Origin of the sequence: Streptomyces sp. NPDC048290 (genome assembly GCF_040652095.1) — a bacterium.
Taxonomy (GTDB): Bacteria; Actinomycetota; Actinomycetes; order Streptomycetales; family Streptomycetaceae; genus Streptomyces.
In genome coordinates this window covers 356,736-374,093 of sequence record NZ_JBEZLM010000007.1, presented here as the reverse complement: position 1 = coordinate 374,093, position 17,358 = coordinate 356,736, and the positions used below count along the sequence as shown (strand labels likewise).

14 protein-coding genes are annotated in these 17,358 nt (G+C 71.2%); 4 read left to right on the top strand and 10 right to left on the bottom strand.

The features are described from left to right. Window positions 1-121: 121 nt before the first annotated feature. On the top strand, window positions 122-1,552 hold the full coding sequence (pyk, locus tag AB0D49_RS15275; protein ID WP_362756815.1) for a pyruvate kinase: 1,431 nt from the start codon (window positions 122-124) through the stop codon (window positions 1,550-1,552). Between the two features lie 96 nt (window positions 1,553-1,648). Here the strand turns inward: pyk and AB0D49_RS15270 are convergent, their stop codons facing one another. The 4 genes from AB0D49_RS15270 to AB0D49_RS15255 form a co-directional block, all read right to left on the bottom strand. Beyond that, a complete protein-coding gene (locus AB0D49_RS15270; RefSeq protein WP_362756812.1) occupies window positions 1,649-3,028 on the bottom strand; it encodes a hypothetical protein in 1,380 nt (459 codons plus the stop codon). Next, window positions 3,018-3,605: a DUF6114 domain-containing protein gene (locus AB0D49_RS15265; RefSeq protein WP_362756809.1), complete on the bottom strand. Its 588-nt coding sequence runs from the start codon at window positions 3,603-3,605 to the stop codon at window positions 3,018-3,020. The genes AB0D49_RS15270 and AB0D49_RS15265 overlap by 11 nt, the downstream gene beginning before the upstream one ends. Window positions 3,606-3,782: 177 nt before the next feature. Then, the gene (locus tag AB0D49_RS15260; RefSeq protein ID WP_362756806.1) at window positions 3,783-4,418 is read right to left on the bottom strand and encodes a DUF6230 family protein; all 636 of its coding nucleotides are present in this window, start codon (window positions 4,416-4,418) and stop codon (window positions 3,783-3,785) included. A 738-nt stretch (window positions 4,419-5,156) separates the two neighbouring features. Continuing rightward, window positions 5,157-6,137: a tetratricopeptide repeat protein gene (locus tag AB0D49_RS15255; protein WP_362756803.1), complete on the bottom strand. Its 981-nt coding sequence runs from the start codon at window positions 6,135-6,137 to the stop codon at window positions 5,157-5,159. 340 nt (window positions 6,138-6,477) lie between these two features. On the opposite strand from AB0D49_RS15255, the gene AB0D49_RS15250 reads away from it, so the two are divergent. Beyond that, on the top strand, window positions 6,478-7,110 hold the full coding sequence (locus tag AB0D49_RS15250; protein WP_362756800.1) for a TetR/AcrR family transcriptional regulator: 633 nt from the start codon (window positions 6,478-6,480) through the stop codon (window positions 7,108-7,110). Between the two features lie 16 nt (window positions 7,111-7,126). On the opposite strand, the gene AB0D49_RS15245 is transcribed toward AB0D49_RS15250, so the two are convergent. The 4 genes from AB0D49_RS15245 to AB0D49_RS15230 form a co-directional block, all read right to left on the bottom strand. After that, window positions 7,127-8,827, bottom strand: a complete 1,701-nt coding sequence (locus AB0D49_RS15245) for a methylmalonyl-CoA mutase family protein (protein WP_362756797.1) — start codon at window positions 8,825-8,827, stop codon at window positions 7,127-7,129. A 139-nt stretch (window positions 8,828-8,966) separates the two neighbouring features. Further along, the gene (locus AB0D49_RS15240) at window positions 8,967-9,305 is read right to left on the bottom strand and encodes a DUF3817 domain-containing protein (RefSeq protein WP_362756794.1); all 339 of its coding nucleotides are present in this window, start codon (window positions 9,303-9,305) and stop codon (window positions 8,967-8,969) included. Window positions 9,306-9,393: 88 nt separating this feature from the next. Continuing rightward, window positions 9,394-9,903 carry a MarR family transcriptional regulator gene (locus AB0D49_RS15235; RefSeq protein ID WP_362756791.1) on the bottom strand — a complete coding sequence of 170 codons (510 nt, stop codon included), beginning with the start codon at window positions 9,901-9,903 and terminating at the stop codon, window positions 9,394-9,396. A gap of 11 nt (window positions 9,904-9,914) precedes the next feature. Continuing rightward, window positions 9,915-11,228, bottom strand: a complete 1,314-nt coding sequence (locus AB0D49_RS15230) for an MFS transporter (RefSeq protein WP_362756788.1) — start codon at window positions 11,226-11,228, stop codon at window positions 9,915-9,917. A gap of 193 nt (window positions 11,229-11,421) precedes the next feature. Here AB0D49_RS15230 and AB0D49_RS15225 point away from each other — a divergent pair, with 193 nt between their 5' ends. After that, entirely contained in the window at window positions 11,422-12,399 is a 978-nt protein-coding gene (locus AB0D49_RS15225; protein ID WP_362756785.1) for a DUF5937 family protein, read from the top strand. 111 nt (window positions 12,400-12,510) lie between these two features. Then, window positions 12,511-13,521 carry a glycoside hydrolase family 6 protein gene (locus tag AB0D49_RS15220; RefSeq protein ID WP_362756782.1) on the top strand — a complete coding sequence of 337 codons (1,011 nt, stop codon included), beginning with the start codon at window positions 12,511-12,513 and terminating at the stop codon, window positions 13,519-13,521. A gap of 122 nt (window positions 13,522-13,643) precedes the next feature. Here AB0D49_RS15220 and AB0D49_RS15215 read toward each other — a convergent pair whose 3' ends face one another. Together AB0D49_RS15215 and AB0D49_RS15210 are read right to left on the bottom strand one after the other, a co-directional pair. Then, window positions 13,644-15,575, bottom strand: a complete 1,932-nt coding sequence (locus AB0D49_RS15215) for a kelch motif-containing protein (protein WP_362756779.1) — start codon at window positions 15,573-15,575, stop codon at window positions 13,644-13,646. A 3-nt stretch (window positions 15,576-15,578) separates the two neighbouring features. Continuing rightward, window positions 15,579-17,351: a cellulose synthase catalytic subunit gene (locus tag AB0D49_RS15210; RefSeq protein ID WP_362756776.1), complete on the bottom strand. Its 1,773-nt coding sequence runs from the start codon at window positions 17,349-17,351 to the stop codon at window positions 15,579-15,581. Window positions 17,352-17,358 lie beyond the last annotated feature (7 nt).

The window sequence follows — 17,358 nt, the reverse complement described above, 5'->3', positions numbered from 1 at the left end:
CGCCCCTTGCACTTCCCTCAGACGCACTTCCACCAGACGCACTTCGCCAGACGCACTTCCGCCAGACGCACTTCCACCAGACGGAATATTCCGCAGCGAAACAAACCGATAGGATCGCGCTATGCGCCGTTCGAAAATCGTCTGTACTCTCGGCCCCGCGGTCGACTCCCATGAACAACTGGTCGCGCTGATCGAGGCCGGGATGAACGTGGCCCGCTTCAATTTCAGCCACGGCACCCACGCCGAGCACCAGGGCCGCTACGACCGGGTCCGGGCCGCCGCCAAGGAGACCGGCCGCGCCATCGGTGTGCTCGCCGACCTCCAGGGCCCCAAGATCCGGCTCGCCACCTTCGCCGAGGGTCCGGTGGAGCTGGTGCGGGGTGACGAGTTCACCATCACCACCGAGGACGTCCCCGGTGACAAGACGATCTGCGGCACCACCTACAAGGGTCTGCCCGGCGATGTCGCCCGCGGCGACCAGATCCTGATCAACGACGGCAATGTCGAACTGAAGGTCCTGGACGTCGAGGGCCCCCGGGTCACCTCGATCGTGATCGAGGGCGGGGTCGTCTCCGACCACAAGGGCATCAACCTGCCCGGCGCCGCCGTCAACGTCCCCGCGCTCAGCGAGAAGGACATCGACGATCTGCGGTTCGCGCTGCGGATGGGCTGCGACATGGTCGCGCTGTCCTTCGTCCGGGACGCCAAGGACGTGGCGGACGTGCACCGGGTGATGGACGAGGAGGGCCGGCGCGTCCCCGTCATCGCCAAGGTGGAGAAGCCGCAGGCGGTGCAGAACATGGAGGACGTCGTGATGGCGTTCGACGCCGTGATGGTCGCCCGGGGCGATCTCGCCGTCGAATACCCGCTCGAAAAGGTCCCCATGGTGCAGAAGCGCCTGATCGAGCTGTGCCGGCGCAACGCCAAGCCGGTGATCGTGGCGACCCAGATGATGGAGTCGATGATCACCAACTCCCGGCCCACCCGCGCCGAGGCGTCCGACGTGGCCAACGCGATCCTGGACGGCGCCGACGCGGTGATGCTGTCCGCCGAGTCCAGCGTGGGCGCGTATCCGATCGAGACCGTCAAGACGATGTCGAAGATCGTCCAGGCGGCCGAGGAGGAGCTGCTCTCCAAGGGGCTCCAGCCGCTGGTGCCGGGCAAGAAGCCGCGCACCCAGGGCGGTTCGGTGGCCCGCGCCGCCTGCGAGATCGCCGACTTCCTCGGCGGCAAGGGCCTGGTGGCCTTCACCAAGTCCGGTGACACCGCCCGGCGGCTCAGCCGCTACCGCGCGGAGCCGGAGATCATCGCGTTCACCACGGACGAGTCCACCCGCAACCAGCTCACCCTGAGCTGGGGCGTGGAGCCGCATGTGGTGCCGTTCGTGAACAGCACCGACGAGATGGTCGACCTGGTCGACCAGGAGGTCGTGAAGCTGAAGCGGTTCGAGACCGGCGACATCCTGATCATCACGGCGGGCTCCCCGCCCGGTGTCCCCGGCACCACCAACATGGTCCATGTGCACCACCTGGGCGAGGGCGACCACACCTGAACCTGAGACCCGGCACCGTCCGGCACGGTCCGGCGGACAGCGACGAGGGCGCCCCTGGTACGTCACCAGGGGCGCCCTCGGCCGTACGGGCGGGCGTCAGTCGGTGGTGTACACCCGCATACCCGGGATGTGCAGTTCCCCGCCGAACTGGGCGGCCTGGACCACCGTGACATCGGTGAAGTAGATCAGCGGGATGTTCAGCGGCGGCGGGTGCTCCGGGCTGAACTCCACCGGGACCAGCCCCAGCAGCTTGCCGGAGATCTTCTCCGTGTACATCACGGTCTGGCCCTTGCGGATGGTGGACGTCGAGCCCTCCGCCGCCTGCACGTGGTACGTGGCACCGGCCTGCGGGTCGATCACCGTCTGGTGCAGATCGCCGATGTCCGTGCCGTTGGAGACGACGTACTTGAGGACCTTCTTGCGGACCCCGCTGGCCGTCTTCACCTCCACGATGCCCTGGTAGTCGGCGCCCTTGAGCAGCAGCGAACTGGCGCCCAGGTACCAGGGGTCGTCCGGCACCGGGACCTTGTTGTCGACCCCGCCCTCGTCGTCGGTGGCGACCGGGCAGCCGTCCAGGTCCGTGGTCTCGGACGCGCTCGGGGTGGGGGTCGGCGTCGGGGTCGCGGTCGCGGACGTGCTGGGGCTCGGGCTCGGCGAGGCGGTGGCCCCGTCCGAGGGCTCCCCGGTGGGGTCCGCGGGGTCGGGCGCCGGGTCCACGGGATCGGGGCCGGGCTCGGGCTCGGTGGTGGTGCCGCCCTGGGAGGGCGAGGGCGTCGGGCTCGGGCTCGCGGTGTCGTCCTGGCCGCCGCCGGTCAGACCGTCGGTGATGCCGTCCACGACCCCTTCGATGGCGTCGCCGATCTTGTCCAGCAGTCCGCCGCCGGACTGCGAGGGCGACGGGGCGGGGGACTCGGGGGTCGTGCCCCCGGTGGAACCCGAGGGCGTCGGGGCCGGAGTGGACCCGCCCCCGCCCGCCTCGGCCTCGTCCGCCTCGTCGTCCGTCCCGTCGTCCGTCTCGTCGCCGGAACCTGAATCCGGCGCGGAGGCGTCCTTCGAGGGCTCCCCGGCGTCACCGTCACCGCCGCCGGACTGGGGCTCGGTGTCCCCGGTGGGCGTCGGCTCCGGAGACTCCGTCTCCTCCGTCGCGGAGGGCGACGGCTCCCCGGCGTCCTCCTTCTCCTCTTTCCCGTCCTTCTCCGCGTCCTCCAGAGCGGTGACGCAGTCCTCGTACTCCTGTGCCGTCAGGTCGTCCGCCGCCAGGCTGCGTGAGGCGGGCTGGTCCTCGGCGAGCGCGAGCTTCGGGGTGAAGCCCATCCCCATGAGGACCGCGGTGGGCATCGCCGCGAGGGCTATCGCCTTGCCGGCCGGCAGCTGGATTCTGGTGAGCAGCGGCTTCCTGGGCGCCGCGTGGCGCGGCCCGGTTCTGACCCGGGGCCCCTCGACATGGGTCCCGCGGGCCGCCTCGTCAGCCGGCACTGTGCCTCCCGTTCGCCTCGTTGGCCGGGGTCGTTCCCGACAGGTCGTCACGCTCCCCCACCGCCTGGCCCGGGACTCCGGCGTCCTTGACGAACGGGTCCATGGCCGCCGTCGCCGGGTCCGCACCGGGCGCGACCGGCTCCGCGGCGGACGCGGGCTGGGCCGCCGCCTTGTCGCGGGGCGGGCTGTCCTCGGCCCAGGCCACCGCCATCGCGCCGCCGATCAGGGCGAGCAGGAAGCCGATCAGGAATCCGCCGAGGTTGGACACCGGGATGGACACCAGGGCCAGCAGGATCGCCGCGACCCCCGCGAAGGTCCGGACGTGCTTCTGGAACCAGAGGCTGAAGCCGAGGACGACCAGCAGTACGCCGATGATCAGCGATCCAGCGCCCGCGGTGGTGGCCATCGCCAGGGTCAGATGACCGATCTGGAGGTTTGCGTACGGGAAGTAGGCGATGGGGAGTCCGCCGAGCATGACGAACAGACCGGCCCAGAACGGCCGGGTGCTCCGCCAGGCACGGAACTGCCGCTTCCGGCGGGTGAACTGGCCGGCTACGACAGAGGTCTCGGCGCTCATGGAAAACGTCTCCCTGGAACGGCGTTGCTGTGGTGGAGAGTTGTTGTACCGCGCGCGGTCGCGCGTTCGGTGCGGGCGCCCTTCGCAGCGGATGAGCGCGAGGAAAGGAACGCCCGTGCGCGGGGCGCTGAGTGAGCGGGCGGGGGCACCGGGGCGCCCCCGCCCGTCAGCGAGTGCTTAGTAGCACTCCTTGACACCCGTCGACAGCGACATCTTCAGCCCGCTGAGCTTGAAGGTTCCGGCGGTGGTGGCCCACGCCGTCTGCTTCACGTCCTTCAGGGTGACCAGATCGGCCTGCTGGGCGAACCCGTACGGGTTGGACTGCTCCTTCCCGCCCTTCATGCCGGGACCCTTGGTGGCGTCCTTGGCGGCCACACCGATGTCGATGTTGGTGAACGTGGCATCGGCTTCGAGCTGAGCGACGTCGATGTACAGGTTCTCGGCCTCGACCGGCGTGGCACCGTCACCGGCGCGCAGGATGAGGCTGACGCTCCCGAGCACCGGGATGTTCGGGGTGACGACCGACTGGCACAGGCTCTTGATGGTCGCGCTCTTGAACGCGGAGACGGCGACCGGGTGGACCGTCTTCTCGCCCTTGAGCGTGTACCCCTCGTCGAGGGCCCCGTACTGGGAGAAGCCCACACCGTCGAGTTGCTTGGTCGTGACCTTGAACGACTGGCCGGACACGCTGAACGACGCGGCGAGAGCACCCTGAGCGAGGGCGACACCTATCGCGGCCGTGGCGGCCACGCTGGGCACCATGACGACGGCGAACCGCTTCCATCTGGTCCCGCCACGCACCTGGGACTCCATATTTCCTCCTTCTCGGACGTACATCTCCTGACCCCGGCCCGCCAGGGAGCGGCTCGGCCGCGGCAGGGATGGGAGAAGTGCTACGTCCTCGGGAAGGAGAACGCCCGCGCCCGGGGGCGCGAACCGCGCCCCGATCGCCGGCGATCACCCCCGAGCGACAACCACTGGTCGCGCCTGACACGCATCACGCACAACCTTGCTGGACAGGCTTCGCCGTCCGGCGAAGACCCCCCTGTCCAAGGACCGGCAGCGGTGCCGCCCGCCCTGCTCGGTGGGGACCCAGTAAGTCCCGCGGCCCGACCGGCTGTCGGGGAACGGGAATGGACCGAGCGTCGCCGATCGTGGTGCATTCTGGCCGCCCGCACAAGGGGGTTCGTTACTGGCTAGTAACGGGCGGATAACCGCACAACGACACAGGGGTTCGAATCGGCGACGCTGGGTGGTACCCATGGGTAGGACAATCCGCTGAACGCTGGACACAATCCGACACAACGGCGGGGTCAACTTACTTGCAGTAACAGCGGCCGTGATTGCCAAGTTTTGGCAAAGCACGGCCGCTTCAGGTCCCCTGTGACACCCGGTGTCACTCCCGTACCCGCCCCACGGGCACCGGGTGTCCGCTCAGCTCCGTTCCGCTCCGTTCACCTCTGCTGCGAACAATCCAGAGCCGTTTCAGAGCCCGTTCAGAGCCCGTTCAGAGTCATGCGGAGCCGTGCGGAGATCCGTTCGGAGATCTCCTCAGAACAGAGCGCGCGCCAGCGCACGCCGGGCCGCGGCCACCCGCGGATCCTCGCCCCCGACGACCTCGAACAGCTCCAGCAGCCGCAGCCGTACGGCGTCCCGGTCGTCGCCCGCCGTGCGCCGCACGGTGTCGATGAGCCGTCCGAAGGCGTCCTCCACATGTCCGCCGACCAGATCGAGGTCGGCGGCGGCGATCTGCGCCGGGACGTCGGCCGGGCGGTCGGCGGCGTCCTTGCGCACCCGCTGCGGGTCGAGCCCCTGCACCCGCTGGAGCAACTCGGCCTGGGAGAGCCCGAGTTTCGCCTCCGGATGCCCGGGGTCGTCGGCCAGCACCTCGCGGTACGCCTGGACGGCACCGGCGAGGTCACCGGCGTCCAGCGCGTCGGCGGCGGCGTTGAGCAGGGCGTCGTGGGGTCCGGCCGGGATCTCGGCGGCGGCCTGCGGGGCTGCGCCGCCGGGTGTGGCGTCGGGGTCGACGGTGAGGCCGGTCAGCCCGAACCGCTGCTCGGCGACCTGCACCAGCTGATCGAGGGTCCCCCGGATCTGGGGCTCGGCGGCGGCCCCCTGGAAGAGCGGCAACGCCTGCCCCGCGACGACGGCGAACACCGCGGGAATCCCCTGGATCCCGAACTGCTGCATCAGCAGTTCATTGGCGTCGACATCGATCTTGGCGAGCAGGAAGCGGCCGTCGTACTCGACGGCCAGCCGTTCGAGGACGGGGCTGAGCTGCTTGCAGGGCTCACACCACTCCGCCCAGAAGTCGAGGACGACGGGTACCTCGGCGGAGCGCTGGATGACATCGCGCTCGAAGCCGGCCTCGTCGACGTCGATGACGAGATCGGCCGGGGAGACGGCACCGCCCCCACCGTGCCGGGCGGTCTCGGCGCGCGTCTGCTCCGCCTTCGCCTTGGCCTCCTGGGCCGCCTTCACCGCGGCGAGGTCGACGACGCCGCTCATGGACATGTTCCGTGGCTGCATACGTCTATCCTCCCCCGTCCCGTGCCCGTGTGAAAAACGCCGTGGGATCCCGCCCCTGACCGGTGTGCCGTCCGGCCCGGACCGGGTATGCCGTACGGCACCGGGTCCCCACCCACGCCGCGCGGCCGATCGCTCAGTTCGCCCCACCGCGTACGTCCGCTCGCGGGGCACAGCACCGGCAGTGGACCAGCGCTTTCGCTACGAGCCGTAGCGTAATGGCTTCGGCACCGGAAACGGAACCGTGCGGGGGCGACCTCGGGGTGACCTCCCTCACGGACCCCGTGCGGTGGGGCCGTCGCGGGCCGAATCCCCCTGGACAGCGGGCGGATAGGGTGCGGGAATGCAGAGCCGCCCTCCCGCCGCCCGTGGCCGCCCGCGCAGTTCGGCGGCGGACGCCGCGATCCTGAGCGCCACGCGGGAGGCGCTGGTGGACCTCGGCTGGTCGGGGCTGACCCTGTCGGACGTGGCGGCCCGCGCGGGCGTCGCGAAGACCACCCTCTACCGGCGCTGGTCGGGCAAGAACGAGCTGGTGGTGGACGCGGTCGCGGAACTCTTCGACGAACTGCGGCTGCCGGACCGGGGTTCGCTGGCCGCCGACATCGAGGGCGTGGTGCTCCAGTTCGCGGCGATTCTGTCCCGGCCGGAGGCCAAGAGCGGGCTGATGGCGGTGGTCGCGGAGGCAACCCGGGACGAGGCGCTGCGCGCGCGCATCCGGGCGTCCATCGTGGACCGGCAGAAGCGGCTGGTCCTGGAGGGCCGGGCGCGCGCCCAGGAGCGCGGTGAACTCACCCCGGAGGAGGACCCGGAGGAGGCGGCCCGCACCGCCGACCTGATCTTCGACATGGTGGCGGGCGCGGTGGTCCACCGGGCCCTGGTCAGCGCGGAACCGGCGGACGAACGCTGGGTCCGCTCGCTGACCCGGATCCTGCTCCTGGGCCTCCCGGGCGCGTCCGCCAGCCCCGGCCCCGGCTAGCCCCCCCCGGGAGGGGCTAGAACCCGGGCGGTTCGACGTAGATCCCCCATTCCTCCCGCAGCACCCCGCAGATCTCGCCGAGCGTGGCTTCCGCCCGTACGGCGTCCACCATCGGGCCGATCATGTTGGAACCGTCGCGGGCGGCGGCCAGCATGGCGGCCAGGGCGGAGCGTACGGCGGTCTCGTCCCGGCGTGCCTTGCGGTCCCCGAGGGCCCGCACCTGCTCGCGCTCCACCTCGTGGCTGACCCGGAGGATCTCCAGATCGCCGGTGACGGAGCCGGTGTGGACATTGACGCCGACGACCCGCTTCTCGCCCTTCTCCAGGGCGCGCTGGTACTGGAACGCGGACTCGGCGATCTCGCCGGTGAACCAGCCGTCCTCGATACCGCGCAGGATGCCGGACGTGACCGGCCCGATGGGGTGCCGTCCGTCGGGGTGCGCCCGCAGGCCCCGCTCCTTGATCTGCTCGAAGATCTTCTCGGCGTCGGCCTCGATCCGGTCGGTGAGCTGCTCGACGTACCAGGAACCGCCCAGCGGGTCGGCGACGTTGGCGACGCCGGTCTCCTCCATCAGGACCTGCTGGGTGCGCAGGGCGATCTCGGCGGCCTGCGCGGAGGGCAGGGCGAGGGTCTCGTCCAGGGCGTTGGTGTGCAGCGAGTTGGTGCCGCCGAGCACGGCGGCGAGCGCCTCGACCGCGGTCCGTACGACGTTGTTGTACGGCTGCTGGGCGGTGAGGGAGACACCGGCGGTCTGGGTGTGGAAGCGCAGCCACTGGGCCTTGTCGGTCCTCGCCCCGTACACGTCCCGCATCCAGCGGGCCCAGATGCGGCGGGCGGCGCGGAACTTGGCGATCTCCTCGAAGAAATCGACATGGGCGTCGAAGAAGAAGGACAGCCCGGGGGCGAACACATCGACGTCCAGACCCCGGCTGAGCCCCAGCTCCACGTACCCGAACCCGTCGGCGAGGGTGTACGCCAGCTCCTGCGCGGCCGTCGCCCCGGCCTCGCGGATGTGGTAGCCGGAGACGGAGAGCGGCTTGTAGGCGGGGATGCGCTCGGCGCAGTACTCCATGAGGTCGCCGATGAGGCGCAGATGCGGCTCGGGCTGGAAGAGCCACTCCTTCTGGGCGATGTACTCCTTGAAGATGTCGGTCTGGAGGGTGCCGTTGAGGACCCCGGGGTCGACGCCCTGCCGCTCGGCGGCGACCAGGTACATGCAGAAGACGGGGACGGCCGGGCCGCTGATCGTCATGGAGGTGGTGACGTCCCCGAGGGGGATGTCCCGGAACAGCACGTCCATGTCGTCGGCGGAGTCGATGGCGACCCCGCAGTGCCCGACCTCGCCGAGCGACCGCGGATCGTCGGAGTCCCGCCCCATGAGCGTCGGCATGTCGAAGGCCACGGACAGCCCCCCACCACCGGCGGCGAGGATCATCTTGTACCGCTCATTGGTCTGCTCGGCGTTCCCGAACCCGGCGAACTGCCGGATCGTCCAGGTCCGCCCCCGGTACCCGGTGGCGTGCAGCCCCCGGGTGAACGGATACTCCCCCGGCCACCCGATCCGCTCGAACCCCGCGTACCGGTCCCCGTCCCTGGGCCCGTACACCGGCTCCACGGCGTCCCCGGACAACGTGGTGAAGTCCGCCTCCCGAGTACGAGCGGCGTCAAACCGGGCCTGCCAACGACGGCGGCCCTCCTCTATGGCGTCAGCGTCCATACCATCGAATTTACTAGGACGTCCAAGTAAATGTCGACCGGATGCTAGGACGTCCTAGTAAATAGCCCGGAGAATCCGCCGTACGCGAGACAGGGAACCCGGGTCGGCGTACGGCGGGCAGGGGAGGAGGAGCCGGCTCTCAGACCTTCACGGTGGCCGGGGCGTCCCGCTGGACCTTGGCGTCCAGCTCACGCGAGATCCTGCGTTCGACGAAGAACGCGGCGGTCGGGACCGTGCCCGCGAGCAGCACCCACAGCTGCTTGCCGACCGGCCACTTCGCCTTGGAGCCCAGATCGAAGGCGAAGACCAGGTAGAGCACATACAGCCAGCCGTGCGCGATGGAGACGACCTGGGTCGCGCCGTCGGCGCCGTCGAGCTTCAACAGGTACTTGCCGATCATGCAGAAGCACAGCAGGACCAGAAGCACGCCGGTGACATAGGCCATGACGCGGTAGCGGGTCAGCACGCTCTTTTTCATGCCGACGAGCGTATCCGCCCGTTCCGGGCGATCTTCCGGCGGGTCGACCCACCCGGAAGGTGCCCTTCAGCCCCGTCCCGGCCCCCGCTCACTGCTCCTCGAAGTCCTCCGCCGCCACCCTCAGGGGGCGGAGCATCGCGAAGATCTCTGTGCATTCCTCCGCGTCGTAGACGCCCAGGCCGAAGTCCATGGTCATCAGGTCGCGGGTCGCGGACTCCACCACCTCGCGGCCCTTCTCCGTGATCACGGCGAGGGTGCCGCGGCCGTCGTTGGGGTTGGGGCGCTTGGCGACCAGGCCGGACTTCACCAGGCGGTCGACGGTGTTGGTGACCGAGGTCGGATGGACCATCAGCCGTTCGCCGATCTTCGACATCGGCAGCTCGCCCGCCTTGGAGAAGGTGAGCAGCACCAGCGCCTCGTACCGGGCGAAGGTCAGACCGTACGGCTTGACCACCGCGTCGACCTCGGCGAGCAGGATCTGTTGCGCCCGCATGATCGAGGTGATCGCGGCCATGGAGGGCACATTGCCCCAGCGCTGCTTCCAGAGTTCATCGGCGCGCGCGATGGGGTCGAACGGGAGACTGAGCGGCTTCGGCACGGCATCAGACCCTACCGGTCGGTCATTTGGCGGTCAGCCCTGTCTCGTTCCTCGGTCAGTGTCCCGCTCCCCGCCCGCCGGGCCGCCCGCACCTCCCACGCCAGCGCCGCGCAGCACACCGTCCCGACCACCGCGACCCCGGCGACCACCGTCCCCACCGGCCAGAACTCCGCCGCCGCGCCCGCCCCGGCCATGCCCACGCCCTGGATCGTCATCAGCCCCGCCGTCTGCACGGTCATCGCGCGGCCCCGCAGTTCCTCCGGCACCGCGTCCACGAACCAGCGGTCCGCCCCCAGGGTGTACGCCCCCGACAGGCCGGTGACCACCAGCGCCGCCAGGATCACCGGCAGGCCGGGGGCGAAGGCGTACGCGAGGAGGGGGAGCAGGCCGAGGGAGAGGAGGGGCAGGACGATACGGGCTCGGGTTCCCGGTGACAGGGCTGAGCCCGCGTACAGCTCCCCCGTGATCGTGCCGATCGGCATCGCGCACATCAGCAGCCCGACCCCCGCCGTACCGACCCCGATCTGGTCCGCGTACGCCGCCGCCAGCGCCTCCGGCGCGACCACGAACATCGGCGGCACCCACAGGAGCAGCAGCAACGAGCGCACCCGGCGGTCCGCCCACACCTCCCGCACCCCGGCCAGGGAGTAGGAGAGGAGACCGGCGTCCTTCGTCGCCCGTGCCGGACGGCGGCGGGTGCCCAGGCGCAGCAGTACCGCCGAGACCAGGAACGTACCGACCGTGATCGTCAGCGCGCCCCTCGGCGAGACGACCGTCAGCAGCAGCCCGCCCAGCCCGAAGCCCAGCAGGACCGAACTCTGCGACACCATCCGCAGCAGCGAACGGCCCAGCACGAACAGGTCGCCCGTCCCGAGGATGTCCGCCAGCGTCGCCGTCCGCGTCCCGGTGAACACCGGCGACACCGCGGCGATCACACACCGCAGCGCCAGCAGCGCCGCCACCGGTGTCATCGGCAGGGACATCAGCAGCGCGCACACCGCGCACACCAGATCGCACACCACCAGCACCCGGCGGGCCGGGAAGCGGTCCGCGACCCCGGCCAGCAGCGTGCCGCCCACCAGGTACGGCAGAAAGCCCAGCGCGAAGACCAGTGCGCTCAGCAGCGGCGAGCCGGTCATCTCGTACACCAGGACGGTCAGCGCGATCTCGGCGACGACGACACCGAGCAGGGAGAGCGCGTGCGCGGCGAACACCGCGCGGAACTCACGGACCGCGAAGACGGCCCGGTAGCCGGGGGTGGAGGGGGGCGCGGAGGGCGGCGGGGGCTGGGGCGCGGACGAGGGCCGGGGTGGGGCTTCGGTCATGGGGAGAGGGTGGGGAGGGGGGACGGGGCGGCGTTAGAGTTTCGGCCACTGCCGAATGTTCCGGCCAACGTCGACCGACTCCGGCCAATCTCGAGACTCTCCCTACCGTCCGTCGGATGTTCCGGACACCAACGGCCTTCCATCGCCCCTTCCATCGCCCCGTCCCCCAGCGTCCGTCGGAGTGAGTCCGCCCGTGCCCTATCACCTGCGCTTCACCGACGACGATCTGCTGCACTGCCGGTTCGCCGTGTCGCCGCTGTGGGAGACGCAGGAAGCCGTCCGTACCCTCGGGCGGCCCGACCGGCACGGCTATCACGCGCCCTGGCTGCGCCGTATCCAGCGGGCCGCGCGGGAACTGGACCTCGCGCCCTTCCGGCTGCTGATGCCCCGCCGCGGACACAGCCCCGACTTCATGGGCCCGCCCCCGATCGGTCCCGCCGCCACCTTCGAGGAGGAGATCGCCCGGGTCCGTGCCGCCGACCCCGACGCCGCCCGCGCCGACCTCGCGATGGCGCTCGCCGACACCCCGGGCGCCCTGCGCTCCCCGCAGGGCCGGGCCCTGCTCGCCGACCCCGCCCGCACCATCCGGCATCTCGCCGATCTGCTGGAGGCCGCCTGGCACACCCTGATCGCCCCCGACTGGCCCCGGCTGCGCGCCCTGCTGGAGGCCGACGTCACCTTCCACTCCCGTCGTCTCGCCGCGGTCGGGCTGGGCGCGCTGCTGCCGGAGCTTGACCGCCGTATCTCCTTCTCCGGGCGGCTGCTGACCGTGCGCGGCAAGCCCGATCACGGGCGGGACCTGGACGGGCGGGGGCTGGTGCTGATGCCGAGCGTGTTCTCCTGGCCGGATGTGGTCAGCGGCTTCGAACCGCCCTGGCAGCCGACCCTCGTCTACCCGGCCCGCGGCCTCGCCGGGCTGTGGAACGGCCCCGGCGACCACGCCCCCGAGGCGCTGGTCCGGCTGCTGGGGCGCGGCCGGGCCACCGTACTGACCGCGCTCGACGAACCCGCCACCACCAGCGCCCTCGCCCACCGGCTCGGTCTCGCCCCGTCCTCCGTCTCCGCGCATCTCACCACCCTGCGCGACGCCGGTCTGCTGCTCTCCCGCCGCTACGGCCACCAGGTCCACTACGAGCGCACCCCGCTCGGCACCGCCCTGCTCGCCCCGTGACCCGCGGCCACCTCATGTCCCTGTGCGACCTTTTTATCCCGTTATGCGATTATGTCGGCGATACTGACGTTCCATCATGGATGGGGTACGACCCCGCAGGGAGCGAGCCGTATGTCCCGCCGTACGTTCCGGCCGATCCACCTCCTCGCGGGCCTCGTGGCGCTGGGGCTCGCCTCGGGGTGCGCCGCCGCGCCCGAGGTCGGGCAGGCGTCCGTCGCCGGGCCCGCCTCGCAGCGGGCGCGGGCCGCCTCCCCCTTCTGGGTCGACCCGGACAGCCCGGCCGCCCGGCAGGTCCACGGCTGGCGGCAGCAGGGGCGGACCGCGGACGCCGAGACGCTGGAGCGGATCGCCGGGCAGCCCGTCGCGCTCTGGCCCGCCGGGGAGACCGACCCGGGCCCGCAGATCCGGGCCGCGGCCGGCGCCGCCCGCCGGGCTGACCGGACCCTGCTGCTCACCGCGTACAACATCCCGCACCGCGACTGCGGCCAGCACTCCGCGGGCGGTGCCGCCGACGCGGACGCCTACCGGGACTGGATCGAGCGGTTCGCCGCGGCGATCGGCGACACCGAGGCGCTGGTCGTCCTGGAGCCGGACGCCATCGCCCACGTCATCTCCGGCTGTACCCCCGTCGAGCTGGAACCGGAGCGGGAGGCACTGCTCCGCGAGGCGGTCGCCCGGCTCACCCGGCAGCCGCACACCCGGGTGTACCTCGACGCGGGCAACCCCGCCTGGATCAAGGAGCCCTGGAAACTGGCCGACCCGCTGCGCCGGGCCGGGGTCGCGGACGCCGACGGGTTCGCGCTGAACGTGGCCAACTTCCAGACCGACGCGGTGGCCACCGCCTACGCCCGGGAGCTGTCGAAGGCGCTCGGCGGGCGCCACTTCGTCATCGACACCAGCCGCAACGGCCGGGGACCACTGGACGGCGTCTGGTGCAACCCGCCCGGCCGGGCCCTGGGCACCCGGCCCACCACCGACACCGGGGTGCCCGGTCTCGACGCCTACCTCTGGATCAAGCGGCCCGGCGAGTCGGACGGCGACTGCGAGGGCGGCCCGCAGGCCGGGCGCTGGTGGCCGGAGTACGCCTTGGAGCTGGCCCGCAACTCCGGGGCGCAGGGATGACCCAGGGCGGACCTGGGGCGGACCTGGGGCGGACCTAGGGCGGACCTAGGGTGTGTCCGACCCTTCCCGCCTGCGGCGCGACGCCCCGCACGCACGCACGCCCGCTCGCTCGCGGCGGCGGACTACCGCTCCACATGCACCCACTTCGCCTCGGACGGCGTACCGGCCGCGTCGGTGACAAAGAGCATGTACCAGCCGGGCGGCACCAGCGCCGGGTCGTCCGGTACGCCGAGCGTCACCGACCCGCCCTTCCTGGTCACCGTGAGCTGGATCGAGCGCTGTTCGACGTCCGTGGTGTGGGTGACCGCGCTGGGCCGCATCAGCCGGGCGGCCGTGATCCGTGCGGCGTCGTCCGTACGGTAGGTGAGCGTGCCGTCGGCGGCGGGCTTCTCCGGGCCGTCCGCCAAGGCCGGGCGGTCGCCACCCGCGCGGTGCAGGGCGGGCGGCGTGAACACCTCCATGCGCTGCTCGAAGTGGCCCAGCTTGGTGTTCTGCTGGTCGTCGAAGAGCGGGTCGGAGCCGAAGGTGGCGACCCGGCCGTCGGGCAGCAGCAGCCCCTCGGAGTGGTAGTTGCGGCCGACCTGGGGCGCGGCGGCCTCCCGGAAGGCGTTGGCCCGGGGGTCGTAGATCTGCGCCTTGAGGATGTTGCTGGCGCTGCGGCCTCGGTAGTCGGAGGAGCCGTTGGAGGTGAAGACGGTGTCGTCCGGCATGATCACGCTGTTCAGATAGCGCGTGCCCTGCGGGAGCCGGGGGCCGTCCTCGAAGACCGGGTTGTCCGCCTTGAGGTCGACGACGGCCGTGCGCGGGGTCGCCCGGGAGGACTCGCCGACGCCTCCGCCGCCGAGGATCATCACCTTCTGGTCCTGTGCGGGCGGCAGCAGCAGTGAGGCGGCCGTCTCGGTCTGGTCGGCGTCGCTGAGGCCGGGCACCTTGGTGAAGGTGTTCTTCTCCAGGTCCCAGATGCCGGGCTCGCGCCCCTGGTCGGCGGGCCCGTACCCGGCGTTGGCCGCCGAGTAGAACAGCTTGCCGCCCTGGGTGAGGAAGAGCGCGGGATAGGTCGGGAAGTACCGCTTCGGCCCCGGTGTCCACCGCTTGCTGCGCGGGTCGTAGATCTCGTTGTCGCCGGGGTCGATCATCCCGACGTCGTCCAGCCCGGAGACCGCGAGCACCCGCCCGTCGTCCAGGCCCACCAGGGTCGGGTACCAGCGGGCCTTGTCCATCGGGTCGACCGGGACGTACTTCTCGGCGACCGGGTCGAACTCGTAGGCCGCGCGGATGCCCTGGAAGTCCTGCTTGTCGAGGGTGATCCGCTCGCTGAGCCCATAGGTGTTGGCGGCGTCCTTGCCCCTCAGCCCGACGACCTCGTACTGCGCCTGCTTCTCGGTGACCGACAGGGGGCCGGACTCGACGGCCTCGACGAAGACCCGGGCCTCGCTGGCGGTGACGGTGATGCCCCGGGCGCCGCCGGTGGTCTTCGCCGCCCGGGGCACGGTCACGTCGAAGCGGGTCGCGTACTCGACCCCGGCGGGTGAGCGGAAGCGGGTGCCCTTCTTCAGGAAGACCGTTTTGTCGGGGTTCTCGTTCTTCACCCGCATCCCGCCGCCGGCCCGCTCGACCTCGCCGTCGAGGAGTTCGTAGCGGGCGGTGCCCCCGGCCACCAGGAGCCGCCCGTCGGGCAGTTGGGCGTGGCCCGAGCAGAAGAAGTCGTCCGGTGTCGGGATCTTCCGGAAGGCGTTGGTCCGGGGGTCCCACAGCACGGTGTCGAAGGACCCCTCGTCGAACTTGCGCTGCTCGTTGCCCGACCCGGCCACGATCAGCACCTTGCCGGTGTGCAGCAGGGCCGCGTGGATGGCGTTGGTGCGGTACTGCTCGGGGATGGATATCTGCTCCCAGGACCCGTACGCGGCCTGGTACTCGGGCCGGGAGATCCGGTAGGCGTGGTACTTCTCCCCGGCGAAGTCGAGGGCCGCCGGGGCGTTCAGACCGAGCAGCAGGGCGACCCCGCCGATGCCGAGCACGGTCTTCCTGGTCCGCTGCGAGGGCTGGTAGGCCATGACCTAGCTCCCTCCGGTCGGGGTGGTGGTGCGGGCGACGGCGAGCGCGGGCTCGGGTACGTGGTCCAGCAGGGCCCGGCGTTCGCGCCGCTCCCGCCACCGGGTCACGGCCCAGACGGCGACCGGGGCCAGCGAGACGGCCGTGGCGAGGACCGCCCAGGTGCGCATGGCGGCATGGGTGTGACCGAGGACCACGGACGCGGCCAGGGAGGTGACGAGCACGGCCGCCCAGCCCAGATGGACGCGGAAGGTCATCAGCCGGTCGGGGCTGGCGCCGTCGCCCTTGGGAGTGACCACGAACCGGCTCGGACGGCGGGTCAGCGCCTCGGTGAACGACTTCAGATAGATGGGCGCGGACAGCGCCGACATCGCCATCCCGGCCAGCCCGCCGGAGCCGCGCGGCTCGTGCGGGGAGACGTTGTGGCGCCGGTTCCACAGATACAGCCCGATCTGGAGGGCGGCGGCGTCGCTGTAGAGCATCAGCCAGACCGAGGCGGCGACCTGCGTCCCGGACGCCCCGAACCACAGGAACAGCACACAGCTGAGAATCCCGAGGAACCAGTTCACCGCCGTCATCGGGTAGTACACGAGCATCAGCGAGTACGAGAACAGCCGCCCCGGCGGCATGGTGAACGGCGCCTTCCAGTACTGCGTGAACAGCGTCTCGTACGTCCCGCGCGACCAGCGCAGCTGCTGGGTGAAGAAGTCGGTCCAGGAGGCCGGTCCCTCCCCCACCGCCAGCACGTCCGGCGTGTAGACGGACCGCCAGTGCCGCCCGGTGCCCGGATTGCGCCGCCGGTGCAGTTCGAAGCCCGTGGCCATGTCCTCGGTGATGGAGTCGTACAGCCCGCCGATCTGCCGGACGGCGGCGATCCGTACGACGTTGTTGGTGCCGACGAACATGGGCGCCCGGTACCGGTTCCCGGCCCGCTGGATCAGCGCGTGGAACAGAAACTGCTGCGACTCGGCGGCCTTGGTGACCGGGGAGGTGTAGTTCCCGTACACCTGGGGACCGACGACGAAGGCGATGTCCGGGTCCCGGAAGTAGCCGGTCATCCGCTCCAGGAACTCCGGCAGCGGGACATGGTCGGTGTCGACGGAGGCGAAGAGGTCGTAGGCGTCGCCGTGCCGGGCGATCCAGGCGTTGTAGTTGCCGTGCTTGGTCCGGGCCTTGTGGACACCGGCGGGGCGGTTCCACTCGGGGACGCCGTGCCGGGTGAAGTGCCGGACCCCGAGTTCCGCGCAGAGCGCCCTGGCCCCCGGGTCGTCGCCCTCGTCCAGCAGCCAGACGTCGAGCGGACCGGGATGGGTGATCCGGCGGGCGCCTTCGAGGGTGGCGCGGACCATGGAGAGCGGCTCTTTGCCGGGGACGTACGTCGTCAGGAAGGCGACCCGGACACCGGGCTCGGGGCGGACCGGGACGGGGTCACGGGCGACCATCGTGGCGTGCGCCACAGAGGCCACGTTGACGACCATGAACAGCTCGACCAGGCCGATGGATATCAGCATCGTGAGATCCAGCCAGACCAGCCACCGGTCACCGCCCTCGCGCTCCACCCAGTGGGTGGGCCAGACGAGGTAGACCAGCAGCACACCGGTGAGCACCGGCGCGAGGGTCATCAGCAGGACGGCACGTATTCGATGCGGCTCACGCGCCAGCAGCGAGGTGTACTCCACCTGATACGCACCACCGGACGGCTCGGTGAGCGGCCCGGCGAGTCTGCTGTGGGTGTCGTAGTCATAGCCGTCATAGCCGTCATAGCCCTCGGGCCGCACAGCGCCC

Coding starts and splice junctions, on each gene's coding strand:
- pyk (WP_362756815.1), top strand. CDS start 122: ATGCGCCGTTCGAAAATCGTCTGTACTCTCGGCCCCGCGGTCGACTCC.
- AB0D49_RS15265 (WP_362756809.1), bottom strand. CDS start 3,605: ATGAGCGCCGAGACCTCTGTCGTAGCCGGCCAGTTCACCCGCCGGAAG.
- AB0D49_RS15260 (WP_362756806.1), bottom strand. CDS start 4,418: ATGGAGTCCCAGGTGCGTGGCGGGACCAGATGGAAGCGGTTCGCCGTC.
- AB0D49_RS15255 (WP_362756803.1), bottom strand. CDS start 6,137: ATGCAGCCACGGAACATGTCCATGAGCGGCGTCGTCGACCTCGCCGCG.
- AB0D49_RS15250 (WP_362756800.1), top strand. CDS start 6,478: ATGCAGAGCCGCCCTCCCGCCGCCCGTGGCCGCCCGCGCAGTTCGGCG.
- AB0D49_RS15245 (WP_362756797.1), bottom strand. CDS start 8,827: ATGGACGCTGACGCCATAGAGGAGGGCCGCCGTCGTTGGCAGGCCCGG.
- AB0D49_RS15240 (WP_362756794.1), bottom strand. CDS start 9,305: ATGAAAAAGAGCGTGCTGACCCGCTACCGCGTCATGGCCTATGTCACC.
- AB0D49_RS15230 (WP_362756788.1), bottom strand. CDS start 11,228: ATGACCGAAGCCCCACCCCGGCCCTCGTCCGCGCCCCAGCCCCCGCCG.
- AB0D49_RS15220 (WP_362756782.1), top strand. CDS start 12,511: ATGTCCCGCCGTACGTTCCGGCCGATCCACCTCCTCGCGGGCCTCGTG.
- AB0D49_RS15215 (WP_362756779.1), bottom strand. CDS start 15,575: ATGGCCTACCAGCCCTCGCAGCGGACCAGGAAGACCGTGCTCGGCATC.